The 24,637-nt window shown below is 68.1% G+C and carries 13 protein-coding genes; 5 read left to right on the plus strand and 8 right to left on the minus strand.

All coding sequences use genetic code 11. From position 1 onward, the window contains the following. The 5 genes from Q8S40_RS15050 to Q8S40_RS15070 all read right to left on the minus strand — a co-directional run. Positions 1–6,702: glucoamylase family protein (locus tag Q8S40_RS15050; RefSeq protein ID WP_305671021.1), on the minus strand; the 6,702-nt coding region annotated here is incomplete at its 3' end. Between the two features lie 241 nt (positions 6,703–6,943). After that, positions 6,944–7,159: an ATP-binding cassette domain-containing protein gene (locus Q8S40_RS15055; RefSeq protein ID WP_305671022.1), complete on the minus strand. Its 216-nt coding sequence runs from the start codon at positions 7,157–7,159 to the stop codon at positions 6,944–6,946. Next, entirely contained in the window at positions 7,062–7,556 is a 495-nt protein-coding gene (locus tag Q8S40_RS15060) for a hypothetical protein (protein ID WP_305671059.1), read from the minus strand. The genes Q8S40_RS15055 and Q8S40_RS15060 overlap by 98 nt, the downstream gene beginning before the upstream one ends. A 222-nt stretch (positions 7,557–7,778) precedes the next feature. Continuing rightward, positions 7,779–9,527 (minus strand): hydantoinase B/oxoprolinase family protein, encoded by a 1,749-nt coding sequence (locus Q8S40_RS15065; protein WP_305671023.1) that lies wholly within the window; start codon positions 9,525–9,527, stop codon positions 7,779–7,781. Continuing rightward, positions 9,520–11,634, minus strand: a complete 2,115-nt coding sequence (locus Q8S40_RS15070; protein WP_305671024.1) for a hydantoinase/oxoprolinase family protein — start codon at positions 11,632–11,634, stop codon at positions 9,520–9,522. The genes Q8S40_RS15065 and Q8S40_RS15070 overlap by 8 nt, the downstream gene beginning before the upstream one ends. A gap of 424 nt (positions 11,635–12,058) precedes the next feature. On the opposite strand from Q8S40_RS15070, the gene Q8S40_RS15075 reads away from it, so the two are divergent. Continuing rightward, entirely contained in the window at positions 12,059–13,720 is a 1,662-nt protein-coding gene (locus Q8S40_RS15075; RefSeq protein WP_305671025.1) for an NADH-ubiquinone oxidoreductase-F iron-sulfur binding region domain-containing protein, read from the plus strand. Next, complete coding sequence (fdhF, locus tag Q8S40_RS15080; RefSeq protein WP_305671026.1) at positions 13,717–16,458, plus strand: formate dehydrogenase subunit alpha; 2,742 nt, start codon at positions 13,717–13,719, stop codon at positions 16,456–16,458. Before Q8S40_RS15075 ends, fdhF begins: the two co-directional genes overlap by 4 nt. Here fdhF and Q8S40_RS15085 read toward each other — a convergent pair. Next, on the minus strand, positions 16,424–16,669 hold the full coding sequence (locus Q8S40_RS15085; RefSeq protein WP_305671027.1) for a hypothetical protein: 246 nt from the start codon (positions 16,667–16,669) through the stop codon (positions 16,424–16,426). The genes fdhF and Q8S40_RS15085 overlap by 35 nt on opposite strands. 519 nt (positions 16,670–17,188) lie before the next feature. On the opposite strand from Q8S40_RS15085, the gene Q8S40_RS15090 reads away from it, so the two are divergent. The 3 genes from Q8S40_RS15090 (at position 17,189) to Q8S40_RS15100 (ending at position 22,675) form a co-directional block, all read left to right on the plus strand. Further along, positions 17,189–18,097, plus strand: a complete 909-nt coding sequence (locus Q8S40_RS15090) for an acetamidase/formamidase family protein (protein WP_305671028.1) — start codon at positions 17,189–17,191, stop codon at positions 18,095–18,097. 688 nt (positions 18,098–18,785) lie between these two features. Further along, positions 18,786–20,579 carry a hydantoinase B/oxoprolinase family protein gene (locus Q8S40_RS15095; protein ID WP_305671029.1) on the plus strand — a complete coding sequence of 598 codons (1,794 nt, stop codon included), beginning with the start codon at positions 18,786–18,788 and terminating at the stop codon, positions 20,577–20,579. 5 nt (positions 20,580–20,584) lie between these two features. Beyond that, on the plus strand, positions 20,585–22,675 hold the full coding sequence (locus tag Q8S40_RS15100; protein ID WP_305671030.1) for a hydantoinase/oxoprolinase family protein: 2,091 nt from the start codon (positions 20,585–20,587) through the stop codon (positions 22,673–22,675). A 3-nt stretch (positions 22,676–22,678) separates the two neighbouring features. Here the strand turns inward: Q8S40_RS15100 and Q8S40_RS15105 are convergent, their stop codons facing one another. Further along, positions 22,679–23,971 carry a TRAP transporter large permease gene (locus Q8S40_RS15105; protein ID WP_305671031.1) on the minus strand — a complete coding sequence of 431 codons (1,293 nt, stop codon included), beginning with the start codon at positions 23,969–23,971 and terminating at the stop codon, positions 22,679–22,681. Then, positions 23,968–24,561 (minus strand): TRAP transporter small permease subunit, encoded by a 594-nt coding sequence (locus Q8S40_RS15110; protein WP_305671032.1) that lies wholly within the window; start codon positions 24,559–24,561, stop codon positions 23,968–23,970. The genes Q8S40_RS15105 and Q8S40_RS15110 overlap by 4 nt, the downstream gene beginning before the upstream one ends. Between the last annotated feature and the right edge of the window lie 76 nt (positions 24,562–24,637).

Below are 24,637 nucleotides of genomic sequence, written 5' to 3' on the forward strand. Positions count from 1 at the left end.
CCGCAGGTCGAGGAAGGCCACGCGTGTTCCAAACGGGATGTTCCAGGGATTGCGCGCGAACATCGCGCCGGTCTCGCGATCCATCGCCGTGGTGACGAAGGGCTGCGTCGCGGACCGCGAGGGTCCCAGCACCCATTCCACATAGGCGGTAACGCTGAGGCGCCGCATGCGGCCCGAACGGTTGGTGAGCAGCAGGCGCGAGATCTTGAGGCTGTCGTTGAGCGGGACGGATTGCGTCAACTCCGACCGGATGCCGTGCGCCTCGTGCTCGAAACGGCTGTAGCCGCGGCCGTGCCGCGCCACATAGCCCAGCGCCTCGTCACGCATCGGCAGTGCGGTCGGCGTCCACACCGCGCCGCTCTCCTCGTCGCGCAGGTAGAACGCCTCGCCCGTCCGGTCGGAGATGGGGTCGTTCGACCACGGCGTAATCTGGTTCTCCCGGCTGTTCACCGCCCAGGTGAACCCGCCGCCTTCGGTCGGCACGTGAAAACCGAAATGCGGGTTTGCCACGACGTTGATCCAGGGCGCCGGCGTCGATTGCCCGGGACCGAGAAGGGTGACGTATTCGCGGCCATCCTCGTCGAAGCCGCCCAGGCCGTTGAACAGTTCAAGCTTCGACGACGGGGGAGGCGATGCCTCGGCGGTAGGGCGCGACGGCATGGCAGGCGACGGCCTTGGCATCTGCTCCGCAGCCTCCCGCATCAGCAGGGAAATCCTGTCGATCTGATCCGCGAGTCCCCCCCGCCGCGCCAGCAGCACCACCCGTGCCGTCGCGCCGAGCAAGGCGCGTGCCTCCGCAGAAATCAGGTCGGCCCGCAGCACGTAGACCCGTCCCTGCCGAGGGTCGCCGCCGTGCTGCCCGCGGCTGCTCCGAACCAGCGCCTCCAGCGCCTCCTGCAGATCCTGGATGTAGGATGACTGGCGCTCGTTCAGGAAGACGATGTCCACGGCAAACCGCTTGGCCCGCCAGTATTCGAAGGCCCGCAGCAATTCTCGCGCGACGCCCAGGTTGTCGGCCTGATCGATCCGCAGCAGCAGGATGGGCAGGTCGCCCGAGATGCCGTGCGCCCAAAGCCCCGATTGCGCGCCGCCGCCATGGCAGATCGCCTCGGAATTGGCGCGCATGGCCGGCGTGGCGTACACCAGATGCCCGGCAAGGCGCTGGAACAATGCCGCCGTTCCGGGCGTGATGCCCAGGTGGTGCATCTGCACCTGTGCCTGGGTCCAGGCCAGCGTCGCGGCGCGCGGGAATGCGCCGGCGTCACGGTACTGGTCCGCGATGTCCAGCAGCGCCTCGCGCGTCGGCGCCACCATCGTCCAGAAGGCGACGCGCACCATCGCCCCGGGTGCCACGAGGATGCGTCGGCGCAGGGCGAAGGCCGGGTCTAGCACCGTGCCCACGGTGCCCGACAGGTCGCGGCTGCCGGCCAGGGCGGCGGGGCTGCGCGCCCCGTGACCGCGCCCCAGGAACCGCGCACGATCGGTCTCGAACAGGGGTGGGCCGTGCGTCGCGCCTTCAGCCACGCTCAGATGCGCCGCCCAGATTCCCGGGTCGTCGGACCCGCGCTTGCGGCGCGTCGCCAGCAAGGCCCCCAGGGCCGGGACGTATTCCGTCTCGATGAACAGCTTGGAGAAGGCCGGGTGCGCGATGTCGTCGGCCGGCCTGGCCAGTGCCAGCTCGGCATAGGAGGTGACGTCGATCTCACGCAGGGTCGTGCCAGTGTTCGTCACCGAGATGCGACGCACCTCGGCATCGTTCTCCGACGAGACGATCACCTCGAGCGTCGTCGTCAGCGTGCCGTCATCGCGGGTAAACTCCGCGCGGTCTTCGTGAAAGGTGACGCCATAGCTGTCCGGCCGCGCGCCGGTAGGCTGTGCCCCCGCGGACCAGACCAGGCCAGACCGCACGTCACGCAGGTATATGTAGGAACCCGCATCGTCGCAGGTGGCATCTTCGCGCCAGCGCGTCACCACGATGTCTCCCCAGCGCGTGTAGCCGGAACCCGCGGCGGTCAGCATTGTGGAAAGGCGGCCGTTCGAGAGCAGATGCGTGGCGGGCGTGGCCTGCTGCGCTGATGGAAAATGGCGCGCGCCCGATCGATCCGCCTCGGACGTCCGGCCGGCAGATCTGACCTCCACCGCGAATGGCCGGGCGCTTGCGACCTCGCGCGGCATGCGCTCATGCAGCAGCAATTCGGTGGCCTGCACGATCGGCTCGGCATGGAAGCGCCGCCGCATTGCGCCCCCATCCAGGGCGGTGGCCAGCGCCACGATGGTCATCCCCTGGTGATGCGCCATGTAGGCACGGATGAGTGCGCTGTCAGCGCCTTTGGGAAGGCGGGTGCGGGTGTAGTCGATGGCCTCGTAGAAGCCATAGCGACCACGCGCGCCGGCCTGTGTCAGCCGGGCCAGATTGGCGTATGCCTCCCTGGGGTCCACCATCGCGGCCAGCGCCGTGGCGTAGGGGGCGATCACGCAATTCTCGCTCAAGCCCCGCTTCAGGCCGAGGTTGGGAACGCCGAAATTGGAATACTGGTATGTCAGTTCCAGGTCCCGCGCATTGTAGGCGGACTCCGAAATCCCCCACGGAATCTGCAGCGCCGCCGCATGCTCCATCTGGCGGCGCACCGCCAGGCGGTTGGTCTGCTCCAGCAGGCTGCCACCTGGCGCGCGCATCACCAGGGAAGGCATCAGATACTCGAACATCGAGCCCGACCACGATACCAGCGCCGCACTGTGGGCCACCGGCACCATGGCACGCCCCAGGCGGAACCAATGCCGCGCCGGGACATCCCCCTTGGCGATGGCGAAGAAGCTGGCCAGCCGCGCCTCGGAGGCCAGCAGATCATAGCAGCTGGGGTCAAGCGTGCCCTCGGGCACGAGATAGCCGATCGAGAGCAGCATGCGCTCCGTATCGAGCAGGAAGCCGAATTCCATGGCCATGGCCATGGCGCGCGCATCCTCCGCCAGGGAGGCCAGCCGCGCATCGAGTGCTGCCTTGGCAAGGGCATCGAGGTCGTGGTCACGCCGATGGCTGCCGATCGCGTTCCGGCAGGCCCGGGCCCAGAACAGGAGGTCATCGCCCGCGCCGTTGCCGCGCTCGAAGGCCAGCGCCTGGGCGATTTCGGCAACCGTGTCGGCCTGGGCGGCATGGTCCCGGTCCGGCTGGGCCACAACCGCGGCGCCGAGCGCGGCGAGTGCGCCATCCAATTGCCGCCAGGTCGTCGTCTGCGTGCGATGGCCATCGTTCAGGCGCGCGTTCTCCTCCCGCGCCAGGTCGATCGCATCGACAATACCGCGCATGGGCGGAGGCGCCGCACGCGGGAATTCCCGGCAGGCATTGGCGAGGGCGATGAGGTGCCCTGCCAGATTGCCGCTATCGACGGAGGAGATGTATTTCGGGTCCAGCGGGCGAAGGTTGCCCGTGTCATACCAGTTGTAGAAATGGCCGCGGTGCCGTTCCATCCGGGCCATGGTTTCGAGCGTGGCCTCCAGCCGATCGACGGCCTCCAGCGTGCCGATCCAGCCGAAATCGCGCGCGCTGACCACCGAAAGCAGATAGAGGCCAAGGTTCGTAGGCGAGGTGCGGCGCGCCAGGGCCGGTTCCGGATCCTCCTGAAAGTTGTCGGGCGGCAGCATGTTGTCGGCGTTCGTGACAAACGTCTCGAAGAACCGCCACGTGCGCCGCGCCGTCAGCCGCAGTGCGTGGCGTTCATCCTCGGAGACGGCAATGCGGGCCGCGGATCGGGGCGCGGAACTCGCCCAGCGCGCCACGGCGGGCGAGGCCCACCAAAGCAACGCGAATGGCCCGGCCAGGAACCAATGCCCCGACGAAGCGGCGACCAAGCCGGCTACGCCGCCGATCACCAGCCCACCGCTCATCGCGCGGAAGGAATCGCCCAGGCCCGGCCGGCGGCTGCGCGTGGCGTCCGCCGCCGGCACCCATTGCAGGAGGTGCCGGTGCGAGGCGAAAAGCCGCCACAGCGTGCGCGCGATGGCATCGCCCATCAGCCAGGCCTGATGCGCCAGGAAGGTGACCAGAAGGCCGGAAAGCGCCAGCGCCGTCGCAAGATCGTGCGCCAGGGCGCGGGTGTGGCTGGCGAGGGTTACATCCTTCCGCCAAGGAACGACGGCGGCGAGGACTGGAATCAGCGCCGGCAGCGCGATGGTGGCCAGGATGAGCAGCGTCCAGACCAGCGCCGCCGTGGCCGACGGAAGTGTCCAGCCCACCAGCAACGCCAGCACCGCCGCTGGCGCCGACAATGACCGGCGAAGATTGTCGATCATCTTCCAACGGCCGATGGTCGGCATGGCACCGCTGTGTCCCGCCGAGCGCCTGGCCTTTCTGCCAAGGATCCAGGGCAGCAACTGCCAGTCACCGCGCGCCCATCGGTGGTGACGCTGGGCGCCTACATCATAGCGCGACGGAAACTCCTCGACGACCTCGACATCGGAGGCGAGACCGGAGCGGGCATACACGCCCTCAAACAAATCATGGCTGAGCAGGGTCGAGTCCGGCACGCGGCTGGCCAGCGAGGCTTCAAAGGCATCAACCTCGTAGATGCCTTTCCCAGCGTAGGAGCCTTCCCCGAATAGATCCTGGTAGACGTCGGACACCGTCAGAGCGTAGGGATCGATGCCGCTTACGCTGGAAAAAATGCGCTGAAACACCGAACCCTCGGTGCCGATGGGCTGCGATGGCGTAACGCGCGGCTGCAGAACGGCGTAACCCTCAACCACCCGCCCGGCGACCAAGTCGAGGCGTGGTTGATTGAGCGGATGCGCCATCTTGCCAATCAACCGGCCCACCGTGTCGCGCGGCAGGCGCGTGTCGGCATCGAGCGTGATGACGTAGCGCACACCGGCGGGAACCCGCGGCGCGAGCCCGTCGGGCGCGATGTAGTTGGTGTCGGCCGCACCGCGCAGGAGCCGATTGAACTCGTGCAGCTTGCCGCGCTTGCGCTCCCAGCCCATCCAGCAGGCTTCGCCGGCGTTCCACACCCGGCGGCGGTGCAGCAGGAAAAAGCGGTCTCCATCGGGCCCTGGACCGAGGCGGCGGTTCAGTTCGGCAATGCCTGCAGTGGCCGCCGCCAGTAAGGCCTCGTCATCGGGCGCCTGTTCGTCCGGGGCATCGGTCCAGTCGGTCAGCAGCGCAAAATGGACGCAGCCGGCAGGACTCACCAGGTAATGCACTTCCAGCCGCTCAACCAGCTCGTCTATCGCGGACACGGAGGTCAACAGGGTTGGAACCACCACCATGGTCCGAAGCTCAGGCGGCACGCCTTCCAGTAACTCCAGCCCGGGCAGCAGCCGTGCGCCGAAGCCGGTGGTGACAACGCGGTTCATCAGGGACACGGCCAGGTCCTGGGCTGGGACAATGCCGAGGACGGCAAGCGCCACTAGCCACCCCCAGCCAAGCCCCATCGCCCCCATGGCGTACAGCGCGAGCGCGAGAAGGATCAGCGTCGTGCAGACCACGGCGCTGGCATAGCCACCAATGCCCAGGGCACGATTCAAGCGTTCTGGCCAGGCGCGGAAGGGAGGTCGGAAGCCGATCTCGATTTCGAAATCACGCCGCCCCCCGGCCAGCAAATGATAGCCGGGGTCCGACTTTCGCGGATTATCCGGATAACGCTGTGCGGCGGTCACCGCACTGCGGGCGATGTCGATCTCACTACTGGCGGAGCGTGCGGACAGCTCCTCGATGGCGCTGCGGTACAGGTTCCTTGTCGCGAAATCCATGGCTGCAAACCTGCTGCCTGCGGCAAGAACCTCGTCGACCAGGCTGACGCTCTCGAACATCTGGTTCCAGTTCACGTCGGCGATCAGGCGCAGGCTCGTGATGATGTTGCGCACGGTGACGTTGGCAGCACCCTCGCTCCTTTGCAGATCCTGCCGCGCCGCGTCAGCGGTCGTGTCCTGCGCCTCCAGACGTTGATCCAGCCAGGCCAATGCAGGCGTGACCGATGGGTCCTGATCGCGCAGCCGGTGTACCAACTGTACGGCAAAGGCATCAGCGACCGGTCCGCTCGCCAGGTCCGCTAATACAGCCGAAACTGGCTGGTCCGGCGTCCCCGCTGCGTTGAGCAGCCTGTCTGCGATGCCGTCCGCCGCTTTCTCCGCCACTCGGTCGGCAAGCATGCGCTCCGCCAGGCGGCGCAGATTTTCGATCAGCACGATACGGAGGGTGATGGAGCTGGCCCAAAGCTCACCGATGGTGAGTGGCTGTACTGTCTGGTAGGCGCGAAGATAGCGGGTGAACATCGCCGGATTGAAGCTGCTGTCGGTGTGGGCGACGTACGCCCAGGCGACGCTGAAAACGCGCGGATAGCCGGCGAACGGGCCGTTGGCGAGCTTGGGCAGCTGGCGGTAGAAACTCGGAGGCAGGTGGACTTGAACTGCGCGGATCTGGCGTTCCACCAGATGAAAGTTGTCAATCAACCATTCGGTGGCTGGGGTAACGGGCCTTGCCTCGTCGACCGCCTGCACCATGCCGACATAGCACTCGAGCAAACGCGCTGCGTTGTCCGCGAGGCGCCGGCCCAGCGGATCACCCAGGCTCTGTCGCCTGGTGACGCTCTGAATCGCCGCAAGACTCTTGCCATGCATTTCAAGGCGTTCGATGCCGAATATTTCAGCACGAACCGGCGCTGCATCTTTCCAAATCGCTTGCCTGGCTGGTCTGAGCAGCTCGAAAACCATGGCTCATCTGCTCCGGCAGCGACTATGCGCCATCCATCAACGCCGCAGGAGCTGGATCGTTGCTCGAGAGTCATTTGGATTCCCACAACGCAGCGTCCGCGGAGGTGCTGGACATTCCGGTTTCGTGGTCAGCCTCTCCTGGAGGCGTACACTCACACGACCGGAAGGTCGTGGATCGTGGAGAAGACCAGGTAGAAGAAGACGGGGAAGATGACCCGACGCTCACCACTTGCGGCTTGACCTACGCCACATTCAACCGGGCCAGGCGTGCCGTCCCGGCGTTTGGCGGCATATAGCCGGTGAGCATCCTGACCGTGGTGCACTTGCCGGCTGCGTTCGGGCCGAGGAAGCCGAAGATCTCACCACGGGCGACTGCAGAGTGGATGTTGTCCACGGCCAGCCGATCGCCGTAGCGCCGAGTAAGCCCCAGCGCTTCGATGGCCGGCTTGGCATGCATCAGTGGAATTGCTCGCCCGCAGGCGCGCCACCTGTACAGGATCCAACGAGGTGACGGTCAGCCGCACACCATCAGGCAGGGCTTCAGTTGTCGCACGCCAGCCGTTGAGCCGATTCAGCTCCTGCCCGTGCGCAGGGATCATGCGCCGGATGCCCTCCAGATTGCGGCCACTGCCGGTCACCGCAATGGCAACACCACCGTCAATCGGGCTTTCGATAGCCACGGCCCGAAGGGTTACCTCGTTCATGTCCACGAGTTGCTCGCGCAGCGCGGCCAGATTGACCTTAGACCAGTCGGTCGCGGGATCCGCCTGAAGGATCTGGACGATCTCCTGGATCGCGCCGAAGGCGTCCTGGCCCGGCGGCGTCGGCATCGCGGCCGGAGCGTCCCGATGCATCGCTGATCAGCCCCCATTGAGTGGTCCGGGGGAAATTCTAGTGGATTGTCGCTGTAGCAGGCTGGGCTGATCCTGCCGGGCCAGAACCGGTGGCCGCGGCAGGGGCTCTCGGCATTATCACCTCGGGTGCGGGCGGCCGGTAGCCTCCCTGTGCACGGACGATCTGCGGTGTGGCCAAGCTGGGCGCCGCGATCAGGGCGGCAAGCGTGGTGCGGCGACGGATCATGTCGGGTCCCTCCAGGTAGCCAACGCCTCCGCGACGCGGGCGGCGCCGTAGTCGCGCTCGGCGGCCGCTCTGGTCACCTTTCCATCCAGGATGTCTGCGGCGATCGTGCCGGGATCGCGCAGGCCCGGATCGCCCAGGCCGCCGCCGCCCGGCGTTTCCATGCGCACGCCGACACCTGCGGCGACGGGCAGCGCGGTTGTGGCGGTGGGCAGCAGGCGCTCGCGTTCCGTGCCAGGCTCGATCAGCAGCAGGGCGCGGCCCCCTTGCAGGCCCCCATCAAGGCCGGGGGCCACCTTCTCATGCCCCTCGCCGCGTGCCGTGATGAGCGTGCCGTCCACGCGCGCGCTGACCTGCCGCGCAATACCAAGCCCGCCGCGCCAGCGCCCGGCGCCGCCGCTGTCCGGCACCAGGGCGTATTCGTCCACCAGAACGGGGTATTCGATCTCCATCGCCTCCGCCGGGAGGTTGGAGCTGTTGGTGACATGCATCTGCACCGCATCGGCGCCATCCGCGCCGAGCCTCGCACCCGCCCCGCCGCCGATCGTCTCGAGGTAGACATAGGGGCCGGTACGCCGCTCACCGGCGACAACGAAGGCGGGCACGGAGTCGTGGCTATGCGCCATCCGGCTTGCCGCCGGCAACACCTTGCTGAAGGCGTCGAAGATCGCGCCAGATAGCCGGTTGGCGCTGATCGCGCGGGCGCAGGTGGCCGCCGGGAAGCGCGGGTTGCAGATGCTGCCCTCTGGCGCACTGATACGGATGGCATCGAACAGGCCGCTATTGGCTGGCAGTTCGGGATCGAGCAGCGCCTTCACCGCGTAATAGCAGGTGGCCTGGAGCGCGTTGGTGGCGATGTTCAGCGCACCCCGCGCCTGGGCCGCCGATCCGGCGAAATCCAGCAGCAGGTCGTCACCCTTCACCACCGCCTTCGCGCGCAACACGATGGGCCCGCCGCCCGGCACGCCGTCGCCGTCCATCCAGCGCTCGCCCGCGTATTCGCCATCAGGCAGGGTGGCGATGCGGGCGCGTAGCCTGCGGCCGGTATAGGCCAGCAGCGCCTCGATCGCGGCTTCCGTCGCTGCCAGCCCGTCGGTGGCGACCAGGCGGCCCATCAGCTCCACCCCACGCTCATTGACCGCGATCTGGGCGCGGAGATCGAGGATGCGCTCCACGGGCTCGCGGGAGTTGTGCGCGATCATCTCGAGCAGGTCGAGATCAAGCTCGCCCGCACGAACGATCCGCATGACCGGGATACGCAGACCCTCCTCGAAGATGCTGCGAGCACTCTGCGACATGCTGCCCGGGTTGGGGCCACCCACGTCGGAATGGTGGCCGGTATTGGCGGCGAAGAACGCGACGCGGTCCTCCACGAAGATCGGCGTGATGATGTTGATATCGGGTTGATGCGTTCCGCCGGCGAGGAAGACGTCGTTGCAGACGAAGGCATCGCCCGGGCGCAACTGGTCCAGCCGGTAGCGTTCCAGCACGGTCACCACCGCGCCCATCAGGGAGCCGAGATGCATTGGCATATGGGCCGCCTGCGCCAGGCATCGCCCGCGCGCGTCGAACATGCCCACAGAGCAGTCCTTGCGCTCCTTGATGTTGGTGGAGAAAGAGGCGCGGACGAGGACGTTGCCCATCTCCTCCGTGATGGAGAGCAGGCGGTTGGCGAAGACCTCCATCGCGATGGGGTCCGCGCCGTCCCGGCCGCGTCCATCTTTCCCGGTTGCGATCATGTCAGGCATCGGCGTGCTCCCGCCTGCGGGCGCGCGCGGCACCGGTCTCCTCGTGACGGATGATCACGTTGCCCTCCGCATCGAGCGTCGCCCACTGGCCCGGAAAGACGGGCGAGGTGGAGGACATCTCCTCGATGACGGCGGGGCCGGTGATGCGACCGCCGACCGGCAGAATCTCCCGCGCATAGACCGGCGTGTCGCGCCAGCCGCTGCCCGGGTCGAAATAGACGCGGCGCGTGCCGATGCGGGCAGCCTCCACCGTCCCGCCTTCCGGCGGCGGCTCGGGTGCGCCGCGCGGCACATGACCAACCGCGGTCAGGCGGCAATTCACCAGCTCCACCCCGCGGCCGGGAATGTCGTATCCATTGGTTCGCGCATGCTCCCGGGCAAAGGCCTCCAGCACCTCGGCCAGGCTGGGCCAGCCGGCGGCCAGCGGGACGCGCACCTCGAAGTTCTGGCCCTCGTAGCGCAGTTCCAGCGCACGCAGCGTGCCGCGGCGTTCCGGCGGCACGCCCTCGGAAGCGAGCCAGGCCTCCGCCTCGGTATCCATCTCGGCAAAGCGGGCGGCGGCGCGCGACCAGGTTGCATCATCCAGAGTAGCGATCTCGCTGCGCACGAAATCCAGCGCGATGTCGGCCAGCAGGATTCCGCGCGCACACATGGTGCCAGGCTCGCGCGGCAGGACCACCACCGGAATGTTGCATTCGGCGGCGACTTCGGTGGCGTGCAGCGGCCCGGCGCCGCCGAAGGCGAACAGCGCGAAACGCTCCGGCGCGTAGCCGCGTTCCGTCGTCACGCCGCGGATGGCGCGGCCCATATTGGCAACGGCTATGCGGATGATGCCAAGCGCGGCCTGCTCCAGCGTCAGCCCGAGCGGCCTTGCGATACGCAGCTCGATGGCGCGGCGCGCTGCCTCCGCGTCCACCGGCATCGCACCCCGCAGCAGCGCGGTCTGATCGAGCCGGCCGAGCACGATGTTGGCGTCCGTGACGGTGGGTTCGGTGCCGCCGCGGCCATAGGCGGCAGGGCCGGGATCAGCGCCAGCGCTGCGCGGCCCGACCTTCAGCGCACCGCCCGCGTCGATATAGGCGATGGAGCCGCCGCCCGCGCCGATCACGTCGATGCCGATGGAGGGGACCTTCACCGGATAGCCCGCAACGTCGCGCGAGGAACTGGAGGTTGCCTTGCCGCCCGCCACGACCGAGACATCGGTGGAGGTGCCGCCGGCGTCGAAGGTGATGATATCGGGGAAGCCGGCCTGCTTGGCCACCATGGCCGCCCCGATCACGCCAGCCGCGGGGCCGGAGAGGCAGGTGCGTACCGGCGTCGCGGCCGCGGTCGCCACCGACATCAGGCCACCATTGGAATGCACCGTATAGGGCTCCGCCGAGACGCCCAGATCCCGTACGCGCGCCAGCAGCCGGTCCAGATAGGTTGCCATGCGAGGGCCGACGAAGGCGTTGAGCACCGTCGTCGAGAAGCGATCGAATTCCCGGAACTCCGGCAGCACCTCGCTGGATACGGAGAGGTAGACGTCCGGAAGGGCGCGGCGCAGCGCCTCCTTCGCGGCGCGTTCATGGCGCGCGTCGCGCCAGGAATGCAGGAAGCAGACGGCGACGGACGTAACGCCCGCTGCGCGAAACACCTCGGCGGCGGCCAGTACGTCTGCTTTATGAAGTGGGTGGAGCACGGTCCCGTCGGCGGCGATACGCTCGGCAATCTCGATACGGCGACGCCGCGGCACCAGAGGGGCCGGACGCTGGATGTCGTAGTCGTAGAGGTGTGGCCGGGTTTGCCGTGCAATCTCGATGACGTCGCGAAAGCCCCTGGTGGTGATCATGCCGGTGCGCGCACCGCGCCGCTCGATCACCATGTTGGTCGCCACCGTCGTGCCGTGGCCGAGGAAGGCAACCTCCGCGGCGGCGCGGCCATTGCGTTCCAGGATGCCCCGCACCCCCGCCTCGATGGCCTGCGAGGGATCGGCCGGCGTGGAGGGCACCTTGTGGAACAGAATGCGGCCCGTCGCCTCGTCCACCATCGCGAGATCGGTGAAGGTGCCGCCAACATCCACACCGATGCGCAGCCTTCGCTCGCCACCGTGATGCTGTTCCGACATGCCGTTGGCCCGCCCACGCTTCAAGATGCGAGCGCGACCTTGGCTCGTTGATGTGCGCCTGTGCAAGGCCAAAGCGTCGCGCCGTCTCGCCAAGATGGCGCCCGTTGCCCTGGGCGTTGGTGAGAAGCCAGACAAGCCGAAGCGCGAAGCCAAGCGTGACTGATCTTCGGATGGCCGGATCGGAATACCATCCCGTTTCCGGCCACCTGCTTCTGGACGCAGTCTTGCGCCATCCATCCGGGCACGCCTACGCTTCGCAACGGCCTGGTCAGTCAGCCACGCGCGGACATGGTCAAGCCTCTGGGTGCTAATGCCGAGGCAAGCCATCTGCCGGGCGGCCGATCAAGCCTGCCCGTGATTCGGATGTCGGGAACAGGTGGAGCGCGACGACATGCTGATGCCACCCGCCGCTTTGCCTTCGGTCATGACGCCACGCCGCGCACCACGCTCCCGCCCGCGTGGCCGCGGCTTCACGGCGGAAATGCGCGAGGCTGTCGTCACGGCGCTTTCGGGGATGGAACTGCGGCGGGACCTGCTGATCGAACACCTGCACGCGTTGCAGGACCGCTTCGGCTGCCTCCGGGAAGGCCACCTTCTGGCCCTGGCGGCGATGCTGCGCCTGGCGCCGGTCGAGGTTTTCGAAGTCGCCACCTTCTATGCGCATTTCAACCTGCTGGACGACGCCGCGCCGGAACCGGAACCGGTGACGGTGCGGGTCTGTGAAAGCCTGCCCTGCGTCATGGCCGGCGCGACGCGGCTGATGCAGGCGTTGCGCGACGCACCCATCGCAGGCGCAAGGCTGGTCGCGGCCCCTTGCCTGGGCGCCTGCCACCATGCGCCTGCCTGCGCCGTCGGACACCATCTGGTGGGGGCGGCGACGCCGGACCGCATCGCGCGCACTGTCGCGGGCGATGCGCCGGCGATGCCGGCGCCGCCCGCGCTGACGGACTACCGCGCCCGTGGCGGCTACCGCGTGCTGGCGGCGGCGCTGGCGGGGGATCTGCCGCGCGAGGTGATGCTGGAACGCATTCAGGAAGCCGGGCTGCGCGGCCTGGGCGGCGCGGGCTTCCCAGCGGCCCGGAAGTGGGCGCTGGTGCGCGCCAATCCTGGTCCGCGTCATGTCGTGGTGAACGCGGATGAAGGCGAGCCCGGCACCTTCAAGGACCGCTTTTGCCTGGAGACCGAGCCACATCGGGTGCTGGAGGGCATGCTGCTGGCCGCACATGCCGTGCACGCGGATGCGGGCTGGATCTACCTGCGCGACGAATACCCGCATCTGCGCCACGCCCTGCAACGCGAGATCGCCGCATTGGCGCCTGCGGGCCTGGCGGAAATGCCCATCCATCTGCGCCGCGGCGCCGGCGCCTATATCTGCGGCGAGGAGACGGCGCTGCTGGAGAGCCTGGAGGGTCGGCGCGGCTACCCCCGCCACAAGCCGCCCTTCCCCGGGGAGGCCGGCCTGTTCGGTCAGCCGACGCTGATCCACAATGTCGAAACCCTGTGGTTCCTGCCGCAGATCCTGGGCACGCCGGAAGGTCCAGCCACATATGCGGCGCAGGGGCGGCGCGGGCGCACCGGCCTGCGCTTCTTCTCGGTCTCCGGCCGCGTGCGCGACCCAGGGGAGAAGCTGGCCCCCGCCGGTGTCACCGTGCGCGAATTGATCGAGGAGTTCTCCGGCGGCATGGCGCCCGGCCATCGCTTCGCGGCCTATCTGCCTGGCGGCGCCTCCGGCGGTATTCTGCCGGAGCGTCTGGGTGACCTGCCGCTCGATTTCGGCACGCTTGATGCGCAGGGCTGCTTCGTTGGCTCGGGCGCGGTTGTGGTGCTGTCGGATCAGGACGACCTGGCGGAGGCGGCGCGAAACCTGCTGCGCTTTTTCCGCGATGAAAGCTGCGGCCAATGCACGCCTTGCCGGGTCGGCACCGCGAAGGCCGCGCAGATGCTGGAGGCGCCGGTGTGGAACCGCGCGCTGCTGAAGGACCTGGCGCAGGCCATGGCGGATGGCTCGATTTGCGGGCTGGGCCAGGCGGCGATGAACCCGGTGCTGACCCTGTTGCGGCACTTCCCCGAAGACCGGCTGCCATGACGACGCGCTTCACACTCGATGGCCGCGAGGTCGAAGCCAGGCCTGGCGAGACCATCTGGCAGGTCGCGACACGCCTCGGCGTGGAGGTACCGCACCTTTGCCACCTGGAGCGCCCGGGCTACCGCCCCGACGGCAATTGCCGCGCCTGCCTGGTCGAGGTGAGCGGGGAGCGCGTGCTGGCGGCGTCCTGCATCCGCAAGCCGGTCGAGAGCATGGTCGTGCAGACCGCGACACCGCGCGTGCAGCATGCGCGCCGGATGGTGTTCGAGCTGCTGCTGGCAGACCAGCCCGGCGCCGGCGCGCGCGACCCCGCCGGCGTCTTCGCGCGCTGGTCGCGGCATGTCGGCGTGACCGCCAGTCGCTTCTCCGCGGAGGCGCATGCGCCCGGCGCCGATGCAAGCCATCCCGCCATGCTGGTCCAGCTCGACGCCTGCATCCAATGCGGGCTCTGCGAGCGTGCCTGCCGCGAGGTGCAGCACAACGACGTCATCGGCCTCGCCCATCGTGGCATGGAGGTGCAGGTGGTGTTCGATACCGCGACGCCGATGGGCGAAAGCACCTGCGTCGCCTGCGGGGAATGCGTGCAGGCCTGCCCGACTGGCGCGCTGCTGCCCAAATCCGTCGTGGACCAGGCGGGCCAGCGCGCGCAGGCGGCGGAGCGCGTGGTGCCCAGCGTCTGCCCCTATTGTGGCGTCGGCTGCCAGGTCGATTTCAGGGTGCGGGACGATGTCATCGTCGAAGTGACGGGGCGCAACGGGCCGTCCAATCTCGGCCGGCTTTGCGTCAAGGGGCGCTTCGGCTTCGACTATGTGCGCCACCCCGAGCGGCTGACGGTGCCGCTGGTCCGCATCGACAACGCGGCGAAGGAACCCGGTGACTGCGTCGATCCCGGCCGGGCCCGCGGAAAGTTTCGCGAGGCGAGCTGGGAGGAGGCGATGGCGCGGGCGGCGGAAGGCTTGCGCCGCATCCGCGACACGCGCGGGCCGGATGCGCTGGCCGGCTTCGGCTCGGCCAAGGGGTCCAACGAAGAAGCCTACCTGTTCCAGAAGCTGGTGCGCACGGGCTTCGGCACCAACAATGTGGATCACTGCACGCGGCTCTGCCACGCGGCCTCGGTCGCGGCGCTGTTCGAGGGCATCGGCAGCGGCGCCGTCACCGCCCCCTTCACCGCGGCATTGGAGGCGGAGGTGATCGTGGTGATCGGCGCGCGCCCGACCGAGAACCACCCCGTCGCCGCCACATTCCTGAAGGAGGCCGCCGCGCGCGGCGCGAAGCTGGTGGTCATGGACCCGCGCGGAACCGGCCTCGATCGGCACGCAACGGAGGTAGTGCGCTTCGCGCCGGGCCGCGACGTGCCGCTGCTGAACGCGATGCTGCATGTCATCATCACGGAAGGGCTGCACGACCGGCAATATGTGGCGGCCCACCTTGAGGATTTTGCGCAGCTCCGCGACCACGTAGCCGCGCTGACACCGGAAGCAATGGCACCGATCTGCGACGTGCCGGCCGCCCAGATCCGCCGCGTCGCCCGCCTTTTCGCCCGCGCCGATCGTGCGATGATCCTGTGGGGCATGGGGATCAGCCAATCCACCCATGGCACCGACAATACGCGCTGCCTGATTGCGCTCGCGCTGATCTGCGGCCATGTCGGGCGGCCCGGCACCGGGCTGCATCCGCTGCGCGGTCAGAACAACGTGCAGGGCGCCTCGGATGCCGGGCTGATCCCGATGGCCTTCCCGGACTACCACCGGACCGGTGATGACGCGGCCCGCATTCGGCTGGAGGCGCTGTGGGGCGCCCGGCTCGACCCCAGGCCCGGCCTCACCGTGGTCGAGATCATGGGCGCCATGGAGCGTGGCGAGATCGCAGGCATGTACGTGATGGGCGAGAACCCGGCGATGTCGGACCCCGACCTCGTGCATGCCCGCGCGGCGCTGGCGAAGCTCGACCACCTGGTGGTGCAGGATCTGTTCCTGACGGAAACGGCGGCGCTGGCCGATGTGGTGCTGCCCGCCTCCGCCTGGCCGGAAAAGGATGGCACGGCGACCAACACCAACCGCCAGGTGCAGATGGGCCGCGCCGCGCTGCCGCTGCCCGGCCAGGCGCGCCAGGATCTCGACATTATCGTGGACCTGGCCCGCCGGCTCGGCCTGGATTGGCGCTACGCCCACCCGCGTGAGGTCTTCGCCGAGATGGCGCTGGCCATGCCGAGCCTCGACCACATCACCTGGGACCGGCTGCTGCGGGAGGACAGCGTCACCTATCCCTGCCTCGGCCCGGACCAGCCGGGGCAGGCGATTGTCTTCGGCGAGACCTTCCCGACCGTCACGGGCCGCGCAAGGCTGGTGCCGGCAAACCTGCTCGACCCGGCGGAGATGCCGGATGCGGAGTTTCCCTTCGTGCTGACAACGGGGCGTGAGCTGGAGCATTGGCACACCGGTGCCATGACACGGCGCGCCAGCGTGCTGGATGCGCTGCAACCCTCGCCCACGGCCTCCCTCGCGCCGGAAGTGCTGCGGCGGCTTGGCGTAGCGCCGGGAGGGCGCCTGCGCCTGTCCACGCGCCGCGGCACGGTGGAGCTTTCCGCGCGCGCCGACCCGGATCTGCCGGAAGGCCTCGTCTTCATGCCCTTCGCCTATCGCGAAGCCGCGGCCAACCTGCTGACGAACCCGCAGCTCGATCCCTTTGGAAAAATTCCCGAGTTCAAGTATTGCGCCGTGCGCGTCGAAGCTGTGTGACAGCAAATCCTGCCGATCGCACATTGGACAGTATGCCTTCTCGCCGGCTCCAGCCGGACCAGGGCTCGTATTCGATCAGCGCCTGATCAAACTTGCGGAAGCCCGGCACCTTCAGCCACAGCCGAAACAGGTGCCGGCACTTCGCGGGATCCTCATGGTCCTCATACCCGTTGCGCGAATGCAGCACAGTGTCGTTGTTGGCGAACCGCATGTGCGTCCATTTTCGTCCGAAGCCCTGCGAGAAGGGAACCCACGGTGCCAAGCGTGGTGTCTCGCCATCGGGCCACAAAATCCTGCGCTGCCATGGCGGGGTGGGCAGGTCGATACACAGACAACCCTGCGTCGCAAGCGGTCCAACTGGTCCCATGGGTCGTCCATGGACGCGGACGTGGTTCGCCGATGAGCCCACAGACATTGTCGCACGACTGATTGCCGAGGGGAGGACTGCGCGACTGGGTCAGCCGGTGGATCATGGCTTGCGCAGAATCTCGCGCGCCTGCCGGAACTCACGGTTCGCGCCTTCCAGGGTCTTGAGCCGGGCCGGTATCTCCGTCGTTGGGCCAGGCAGGTGCAGCCGCAGGCCCGCCCCCTCGAACCGCACACGAATATCGGCGCCAAGGCCCTGCCCCACGCCGTACCTTGACCGCCGCGCGACTCCGTTCTTACCGTGCCCGGAGCAGCCTTGGCGCGGGCCATCCGGCCGATGCCAGCAAGATGTCCTGGGGAGCTCATGGCGACGCACCGCTTCAATCCCAAGCAGTACTACAATGCGATCGGCGTGGCCGAACCCTGCCTGAGCGTCGCTGATGGCGACACGGTGATAACCGACACGATCGATGCGTCGGGCCTGGATGCGCGGGAGGTGACGGTCGCCGGCCGGCCGAACCCGATGACGGGTCCGTTCTTCATCGAGGGCGCGGAGCCCGGGGACACGCTTGCCGTGAGGATCGATCGGCTGACACCGAGCCGGGCGACCGGCTGGACCTCTTCGCCGCTCGCCTTGACCGTACTGGACCCGGCAGCGATCCTCAACCGGCCACCGCAGCAGCGCGTCGTCTGGGATATCGACCGCGAGGCCGGGACGGTGCGGCTGCAGGACACGGTGAAGGGACTGGAGGATTTCGCACCGCCGCTCCAGCCGATGATCGGCTGCTTCGGGGTCGCGCCGGCGGGCGGACAGGCGCTATCCACCGCGACCAGCGCGCAGAATGGCGGCAACATGGACTACCGGCTGTTCGCACCCGGCACGACAGCCTGGTTTCCGGTCGCGGTGCCCGGCGCGTTGTTCTATCTGGGTGACGGGCATGCCTGCCAGGGCGACGGGGAGATCACCGGCACCGGGATCGAGACATCCTTTGAGATGGAGGTGACCTTCCGCGTGCTGAAGCGGACGATCTTCTGGCCGCGCGGCGAGACGGCAAATGACATCTTCACCATTGGCAATGCCCGGCCGCTGGACCAGGCGCTGCAGCACGCGACGACCGAGATGTCGCGCTGGCTTGGCGAGGATTACGGTTTGGACGCCCGTGCCGCCAGCCATCTGATGGGCCAGGTCGTCCGTTACGATGTCGGCAATGTCTTCAACCCGGCCTTCACGGTCGCCTGCCGCATCGCCAAGCGCTGGCTTCCGAAGCGATAGAATTGGCAGGCTGCGGGAATTCGCCGCTGTAGCAATGGTTATCTTCGTGGTGGTAGCGGTTGGGTTGCCGCGGATGGGCGTTGGTGCCTGTTTTCGAGTGGGCTAACCGCGGGAACTATGGCGCCTGGGCCTTACTCGGGCGCTTAGGCAGGTACCGCCCGGGACTTCGGCAGGCGAATCAGATTGTAGGCCGCGACGCGCGGCATGCAGCTCCATCCGACCCGGATGCAGACCGCGCAGCAATCGCTCGCCAGCGCCTCAGACCAGCATCGGAATGCTGCACCGCGGCTCGCGCGGGCAACGGAATTGCTCCTGCTACTGTCGCAAGTGGGATTGGCGATTGGTACCCTCGTCGTGCTGTACGCCACGACAATCACTTCATGGATCAGACAGTCCTCCCCTGGGCGTTGGCGCAGCCCGCAAGCAGTCGCGCTGCACCGCTCGCTGCGGTCTACACCCGCGGCACCACACGCGTGACGTTGGAGGGCCGCAAGGTGGAATATCATTCGCCTGATGAGCGCGGGCGCGCAACGGCGGTGCTGCGCGGCGCGGAGACAATGGCGGCGCGGTACGATGTCCGCAGCGCGGGCGCGCTCCCGCTATTGCCCGCCTCGACGGCAGCGTTCTACGCTCCACACGTAAGCCGGGAGCAACAGGTCCCGCTCATCCGAGACGTGGAGCACCGACCATGACCCTGGCGCGGGACCCGATTACATTCGAGCTGTTCAAGAACGCCATCTTCTCCATCGCCGACGAGATGGCGCTGACGGTATTCCGCACGACCTATTCGGGCGTGCTCAAGGACAACATGGACTACTCGACCGCTTTCGCGGATGCGGAGGGGCGGCTGGTCGCGCAGGGGCTGACGCTGCCGGGGCATCTCGGCTCCATCCCGACCGCGCTGGAAGCGGTAATGCGCCGCTATGGCGACAACATCCACGAAGGCGATGTGTTCATCATGAACGATCCCTTCGAGGGCGGGATGCACCTGCCCGACATCTTCATCTTCAAGCCACTGTACCACGCGGGGGAGCGACTGGCCTTCGCCGCCACCATCTGCCACCACACCGATGTCGGCGGCCGCGTTGCGGGCTCGAACGCCTCGGACTCCACCGAGATCTATGCCGAGGGTCTGCGCATTCCACCGCTGAAACTGTATGAGGCGGGACGGCGCAACGAGGCCATCATGGCGATCATCGAGCGCAATGTCCGCCTGCCGGTCCGCCTGTTCGGCGACCTGCGCGCCCAGCTCGCCGCCTGCCACATCGCGGAGCGCCAATTCGCCGAGCTCGTCGCCCGCTACGGCGCGGAGACGGTGAAGGTCTACATGCAGGATGTGATCGACTACGCCGAGCGCCTGACCCGCGCCGCGCTGGCCGATCTGCCCGATGGCGAGTGGTCCTTCGAGGACTGGATCGACGACGACGGCGTGGACTACGGCAAGCCGATCCGCCTGTTCGTCACCATCCGCAAGACCGGCGCGCACATGGTGGTGGACTGGACGGGCACCAATCCGCAGGTGAAGGGCGCGATCAACAACACGTTGTCCTTCACCAAGGCCGCGTCCTACACCGGTGTCAGATCCGTGCTGCCGCCGGGCATCCCGAACAATGAAGGCGTCTTCCGCGCCATCGAGGTGATCTGTCCGCCCGGGACGGTCGGCAACGGCGTGCTGCCCGCGGCCTGCGCCGCGCGCGGGCTCACCGGCTTCCGCATGACGGACTGCATCTTCGGCGCGCTCGCCATGATGCTGCCGGACAAGGTCTTTGCGGCGGGCGATGGCGGCAATACGGGCATCTCGATCGGCGGGTACCATGCGGACCGCTCTCCCTTCATCTATGTGGACTTCACCTGCGGCGCCTGGGGCGCGCGGCCCTGGGCGGATGGCCTGGACGGCAACAGCCACATGATGGCGAACATGGCCTCTCATTCGATCGAGGTGACCGAGGCGGAGCAGCCCATCCAGTTGCTCGCCTACGAATTCGTCCCGGATCGCGCCGGCGCGGGGCAATTCCGCGGCGGTGTGCCGTTCCGGCGCGACTACCGCTTCACGGAGGAGGAGGGCGTGCTGCAGGTTCGCTCCGACCGGCGCGTGCATCGGCCCTTCGGACTTTACGGCGGCAGCCCCGGCGCGCCGTCCGAGAACCGCATGGAGCCGGAGGGGGAGAACCGCCTCGTGCCCTCCAAGATCACGACGAACATCCAGCGTGGCGTGGTGTTCCGCCATGTGCTTGCGGGCGGCGGCGGCTGGGGTGATCCGCTGGAGCGTGACCCGGCAAAGGTGCTGAAGGACGTGCGCAACGAGTTCCTGTCGCCCGAACGGGCGCGTGCCGATTACGGCGTGGTGCTGGACATCACCGCATGGACGGTGGATGCGGCGGCGACCGCGCATCTGCGCGCAGAATTGCGCCAGCGTCGTGGCTGGGTCGAGACACCCAAGGTGCAGCGGACGGACCCGCTGCCCGCCAAGGCCGGGGAATGACCGCCATGACCATCACCTGGCGCGTCGGCGTGGATATCGGCGGCACCTTCACCGACATCGCGCTGTTCGGCTCGGACGGTACCATCCACACCAAGAAGATCTCCTCCAGCGTGGACGACTATGCGCGCGCCATCGTGGTAGGCTTGGCCGAACTGTTCGCGGAGACCGGCGTGACCGGCGACGCCATCGAGGAAATCCGCCACGGCACCACCGTGGCCTCGAACGCGATCCTGGAACAGAAGGGCGCGCGCACCGGCCTGATCACCACCAAGGGTTTTCGGGACGTGCTGGAAATCCGCACGCTGCGCATGCCCCGCCTCTACGACATCGCCTGGGAAAAGCCGGCGCCGCTGGTCGAGCGCCACCTCCGCCGCGTGGTGGATGAGCGCGTGGACGCACACGGCCGCATCGAGCGGCCCCTCGATAGGGAGGAGGCCGCGCGCGTCGTCCAGGCGCTGCTCGATGAGGGGGTGGAGGCGATCGCCGTCTGCCTGCTCAACTCCTACGCCAACCCGGCACATGAGCAGGCGATCGCGGCGATCATCCGCGACCTGGCGCCGGACCTGCCGCTCTCGGTTTCCGCCGAAGTCCTGCCGGAGATCAAGGAGTATGAGCGGACTTCGACGACCGTCATCAACGCCTACATCATGCCGATTGTCGCGCGCTACCTGCGCTCGCTGCGCGGCGGGCTGGATCGCGCGGGCGTGCCGGCGCGGCTGCTGCTGATGCAATCCAATGGCGGGCTGATGACCGCCGAGGCTGCCGTGGCGAAGCCGATGCATATCGTCGAGTCCGGCCCGGCGGCCGGCGTAGTCGGCGCGCAGGCGCTGGCCCGCGCGAAGGGGCTGCCCGACGTCATCACCTTCGACATGGGCGGCACCACGGCCAAGGCCGCGACGGTCGAGCGCGGCGAGGTCACGCGCGCCACCGAATACTCGGTGGGCGGCGGCATCATGATGGGCTCGCGCCTGCTGACCGGGGCAGGCTACCTGCTGAAGGTTCCGGCGATCGACCTGGCCGAGGTCGGTGCTGGCGGCGGTTCCCTGGTGCGGATCGATGCCGGCGGCTCGCTGCAGGTGGGCCCCGAGAGCGCCGGCGCCTCCCCCGGCCCGGTCTGCTACGACATGGGCGGGACCGAACCGACGGTCACGGATGCCAATGTCATCCTCGGCTACCTGAACCCCGGGCATCTGGTTGGTGGTGCCGTGCGGCTGAACGCGGAAAGCGCGCGCGCCGCCTTCGAGGCGAAGGTCGCGCGGCCGCTCGGGCTGGAACTCGCGCGCGCCGCGCATGGCGCGCATCTCATTGCCGTCTCCAACATGATCCGCGCGATCCGCGCCGTGTCGTCCGAGCGTGGGCGCGATCCGCGCGACTTCGCCCTGTTCTCCTTCGGCGGCAACGGACCGCTGTTCGCCTGCCGCATGGCGGAGGCGCTCGGCATGCGGCGGGTGGTGGTGCCGCCGGCACCCGGCCTGTTCTCGGCCTTCGGGCTGCTCTACGCGGATGTGGAGCACCATTATTCGCGCAGTCTCCGCCGGCAGACCCGCCGGCTGGATCTGGCCGAGTTCAACGCCGCCCTGGACGCGCTGTCCAGCCAGGCGCTCGACCAGCTTGCGGCGGAGGGCTTCACCGGTGCGGAAGCGCGGCTGCGCCGTGCCGCCGCCCTGCATTATCACGGCCAGAGCTTCGACCTGACGGTGCCGCTGCCCGATGGCCCGATCACCACCGACGCACTGCGCGCGCTGGAGGAGGCCTTCGGGCAGGAGCATGAGCGGACCTACGGCCACCGGGCCGGCGCGGAGGAACCGGTCGAACTCGTCTCCATCCAGGTGGTCGGGCAGGGAATCCGGACCGGCGTCGCCCAGCCGCTCGGTGGCGTGCCGAGCCGTGCCGAGAGTGCGGCCCCGGCGCCACGGCGCATCTTCCTGGGGCCGGAGGAGGGCTGGGTGGAAGCGCCCGTGATCCGCCGCAGCGACCTTGCCGTGTCGCAGATGGGGCCGCTGATCGTCGAGGAATACGACGCCACCTGCCTGGTACTGCCGGGCTGGCGCGCCAGCCTCGATGACGCGCGCAACATCCTGCTCGACAGGACGTAGCCGTCAGCCCGCGGTGGCGACGCTGCGCGGCAGCCAGAGTGCGAGGTCCGGCCAGACCACCAACACCGCGATCATCAGCACGAGCGTCAGCACGAAGGGAGCGACGCCAATCATCACGTCGTCGATGCGGCCGCGTTTGCGAAGCCCCTGCACGACATACAGGTTGATGCCGACCGGCGGCGTGATCATCGCCGTCTCCATCAGCAGAATGATGAGGATGCCGACCCAGACGGGGTCGAACCCTGCTGTGACGAGGACAGGCGCGATGATCGGCACTGTCGCCACCATCATGGAGAGCGTCTCCATGAACATGCCGAGGACGATGTAGAAAACGATCACCACCAGCAGCAGCTCGTATGGTGACAGGCCGAGCGAGGTGATGGCGCGGTTCACCTGGGCAGTCAGCCCTATCGACGTCATCACGAAGTTCAGGAAGTAGGCGGCGATCAGGATGGCCATGATCATCGCCGTTGTCCGCATTGTGCCTTCGAGCGCGGCGCGCAGCACCTCCAGCGTCAGCCGCCCATGCCAGGCAGCGACCGCCATTGCGGCGATCACGCCGAGCGCCGCCGATTCCGTCGCCGTGGCCAACCCTGCATAGATCGAGCCGATGACCGCGGCGAAAATGAGCAGCGGCGGCAGGAGATCCGGCAGGGAACGCAGGCGCCCTTCCCAGCTTGTCGGCACCCGCGTGCCGTCGAGGTCCGGCCGCAGCAGGCACGCCACCATCACCGTCAGGCTGAACAGCACCGTCAGCAGGATGCCGGGCAGCAACCCTGCCAAATAGAGCTGCGGGATCGAGGTTTCGGTGAGCACGCCATAGACGATCATGTTGATCGAAGGCGGAATGAGGATGCCGAGCGTGCCACCCGCAGCGATGGTACCGAGAAACAGGCGCTCATTGTAGCCGCGCCGCTCGACCTCACCGAGCGCCACGGTGCCGATCGTCGCCGCGGTGGCGACCGAGGAGCCCGAGGTCGCCGCGAACATCCCGCAAGCGACGATGTTGGAATGCATCAGCCCGCCCGGCAGCCACGGCATCCACTGTACAAGCGCAGAATACATCCGCTCCGCGATGCCTGAACGCAGGAGGATCTCGCCCAGCAGCACGAAGAAGGGGATCGCGACCAGGAGGAAGGAGTTGGACGTGGACCAGGCCAGTTCGCCCATCGCGAGCGACAGCGGGAAGCGCCCATAAATCTGGTCCAGCACCAGGCCGAGCACGCCAAGCGCCGCGGCGACCGGGACGGCCAGCGCGAGCAGCGCGAGCAGGACGATAAGGGTCGTGGCGATCATCGGCCTTCCGCCGCCTTGCGTGCCGCTGCCGCGCGCATTTCTTCGTCCACCTCCTCCTGTGCGGAACGGGTGCCGATGAGGCGCCCGGCTCCGGCCCGGTCGCCGGCAAACAGGTGCCCGATCGCGGCAAGCAACAGAATCACCCCGATTACCACGAAGGTGCCGAGGCCAATGAGCCAGATCGCCTGTGGCAGGATCAGCGGTGTCTCGAGTTCGGATTGGCTGCGCGAGCCCGAGACCCAGGATTGCTGCAGCACGCCGATGCCATGCCAACCCACCAGCGCGAAGAAGCCAATGAACAGCGCAAGCCCGACGAAGTCGAGCGCGACGCGAAGCCGCGACGGCAGCAGCATGTAGACGCTGTCGATCCGGATATGGGCGCGGTCGAGCAGCGCCGCGGCCAGCGCCCAGCTTGTGCCGATGGCCAGTGCGTAACCGGCGATCTCGTCGGCGCCGCCGACCGAGACGGCGAACAGCTTGCGTATCGTCACATCGACGCCGATCAGGCATGCGGAAAGGAGGATGAGCGCACCGCCGAACCAGAGTCCGGCGCGGGCTACGCCCTGTGCGGCTGCGAGGAGTTGTCGCATGCGCCTTCCGGATAAACGGGTTTACGGAGACAGGCGGGCCCGGCCTTCAAGCACCGGGCCCGATCCGTGTGTTGGG

The organism is Falsiroseomonas sp. (assembly GCF_030695085.1).
Taxonomy (GTDB): Bacteria; Pseudomonadota; Alphaproteobacteria; order Acetobacterales; family Acetobacteraceae; genus Falsiroseomonas.

Bases quoted from the DNA above. Each gene is read 5' to 3' on its own strand.
- Q8S40_RS15055 (WP_305671022.1), bottom strand. From the start codon at position 7,159: ATGCATGCCAAGCCGGCCATCGAAGCGCTGGGGCTTACTCGGCGCTAC.
- Q8S40_RS15060 (WP_305671059.1), bottom strand. From the start codon at position 7,556: ATGCATCGGGACGCTCCGGCCGCGATGCCGACGCCGCCGGGCCAGGAC.
- Q8S40_RS15065 (WP_305671023.1), bottom strand. From the start codon at position 9,527: ATGCCTGACATGATCGCAACCGGGAAAGATGGACGCGGCCGGGACGGC.
- Q8S40_RS15070 (WP_305671024.1), bottom strand. From the start codon at position 11,634: ATGTCGGAACAGCATCACGGTGGCGAGCGAAGGCTGCGCATCGGTGTG.
- Q8S40_RS15075 (WP_305671025.1), top strand. From the start codon at position 12,059: ATGACGCCACGCCGCGCACCACGCTCCCGCCCGCGTGGCCGCGGCTTC.
- fdhF (WP_305671026.1), top strand. From the start codon at position 13,717: ATGACGACGCGCTTCACACTCGATGGCCGCGAGGTCGAAGCCAGGCCT.
- Q8S40_RS15085 (WP_305671027.1), bottom strand. From the start codon at position 16,669: ATGCGGTTCGCCAACAACGACACTGTGCTGCATTCGCGCAACGGGTAT.
- Q8S40_RS15090 (WP_305671028.1), top strand. From the start codon at position 17,189: ATGGCGACGCACCGCTTCAATCCCAAGCAGTACTACAATGCGATCGGC.
- Q8S40_RS15095 (WP_305671029.1), top strand. From the start codon at position 18,786: ATGACCCTGGCGCGGGACCCGATTACATTCGAGCTGTTCAAGAACGCC.
- Q8S40_RS15100 (WP_305671030.1), top strand. From the start codon at position 20,585: ATGACCATCACCTGGCGCGTCGGCGTGGATATCGGCGGCACCTTCACC.
- Q8S40_RS15105 (WP_305671031.1), bottom strand. From the start codon at position 23,971: ATGATCGCCACGACCCTTATCGTCCTGCTCGCGCTGCTCGCGCTGGCC.
- Q8S40_RS15110 (WP_305671032.1), bottom strand. From the start codon at position 24,561: ATGCGACAACTCCTCGCAGCCGCACAGGGCGTAGCCCGCGCCGGACTC.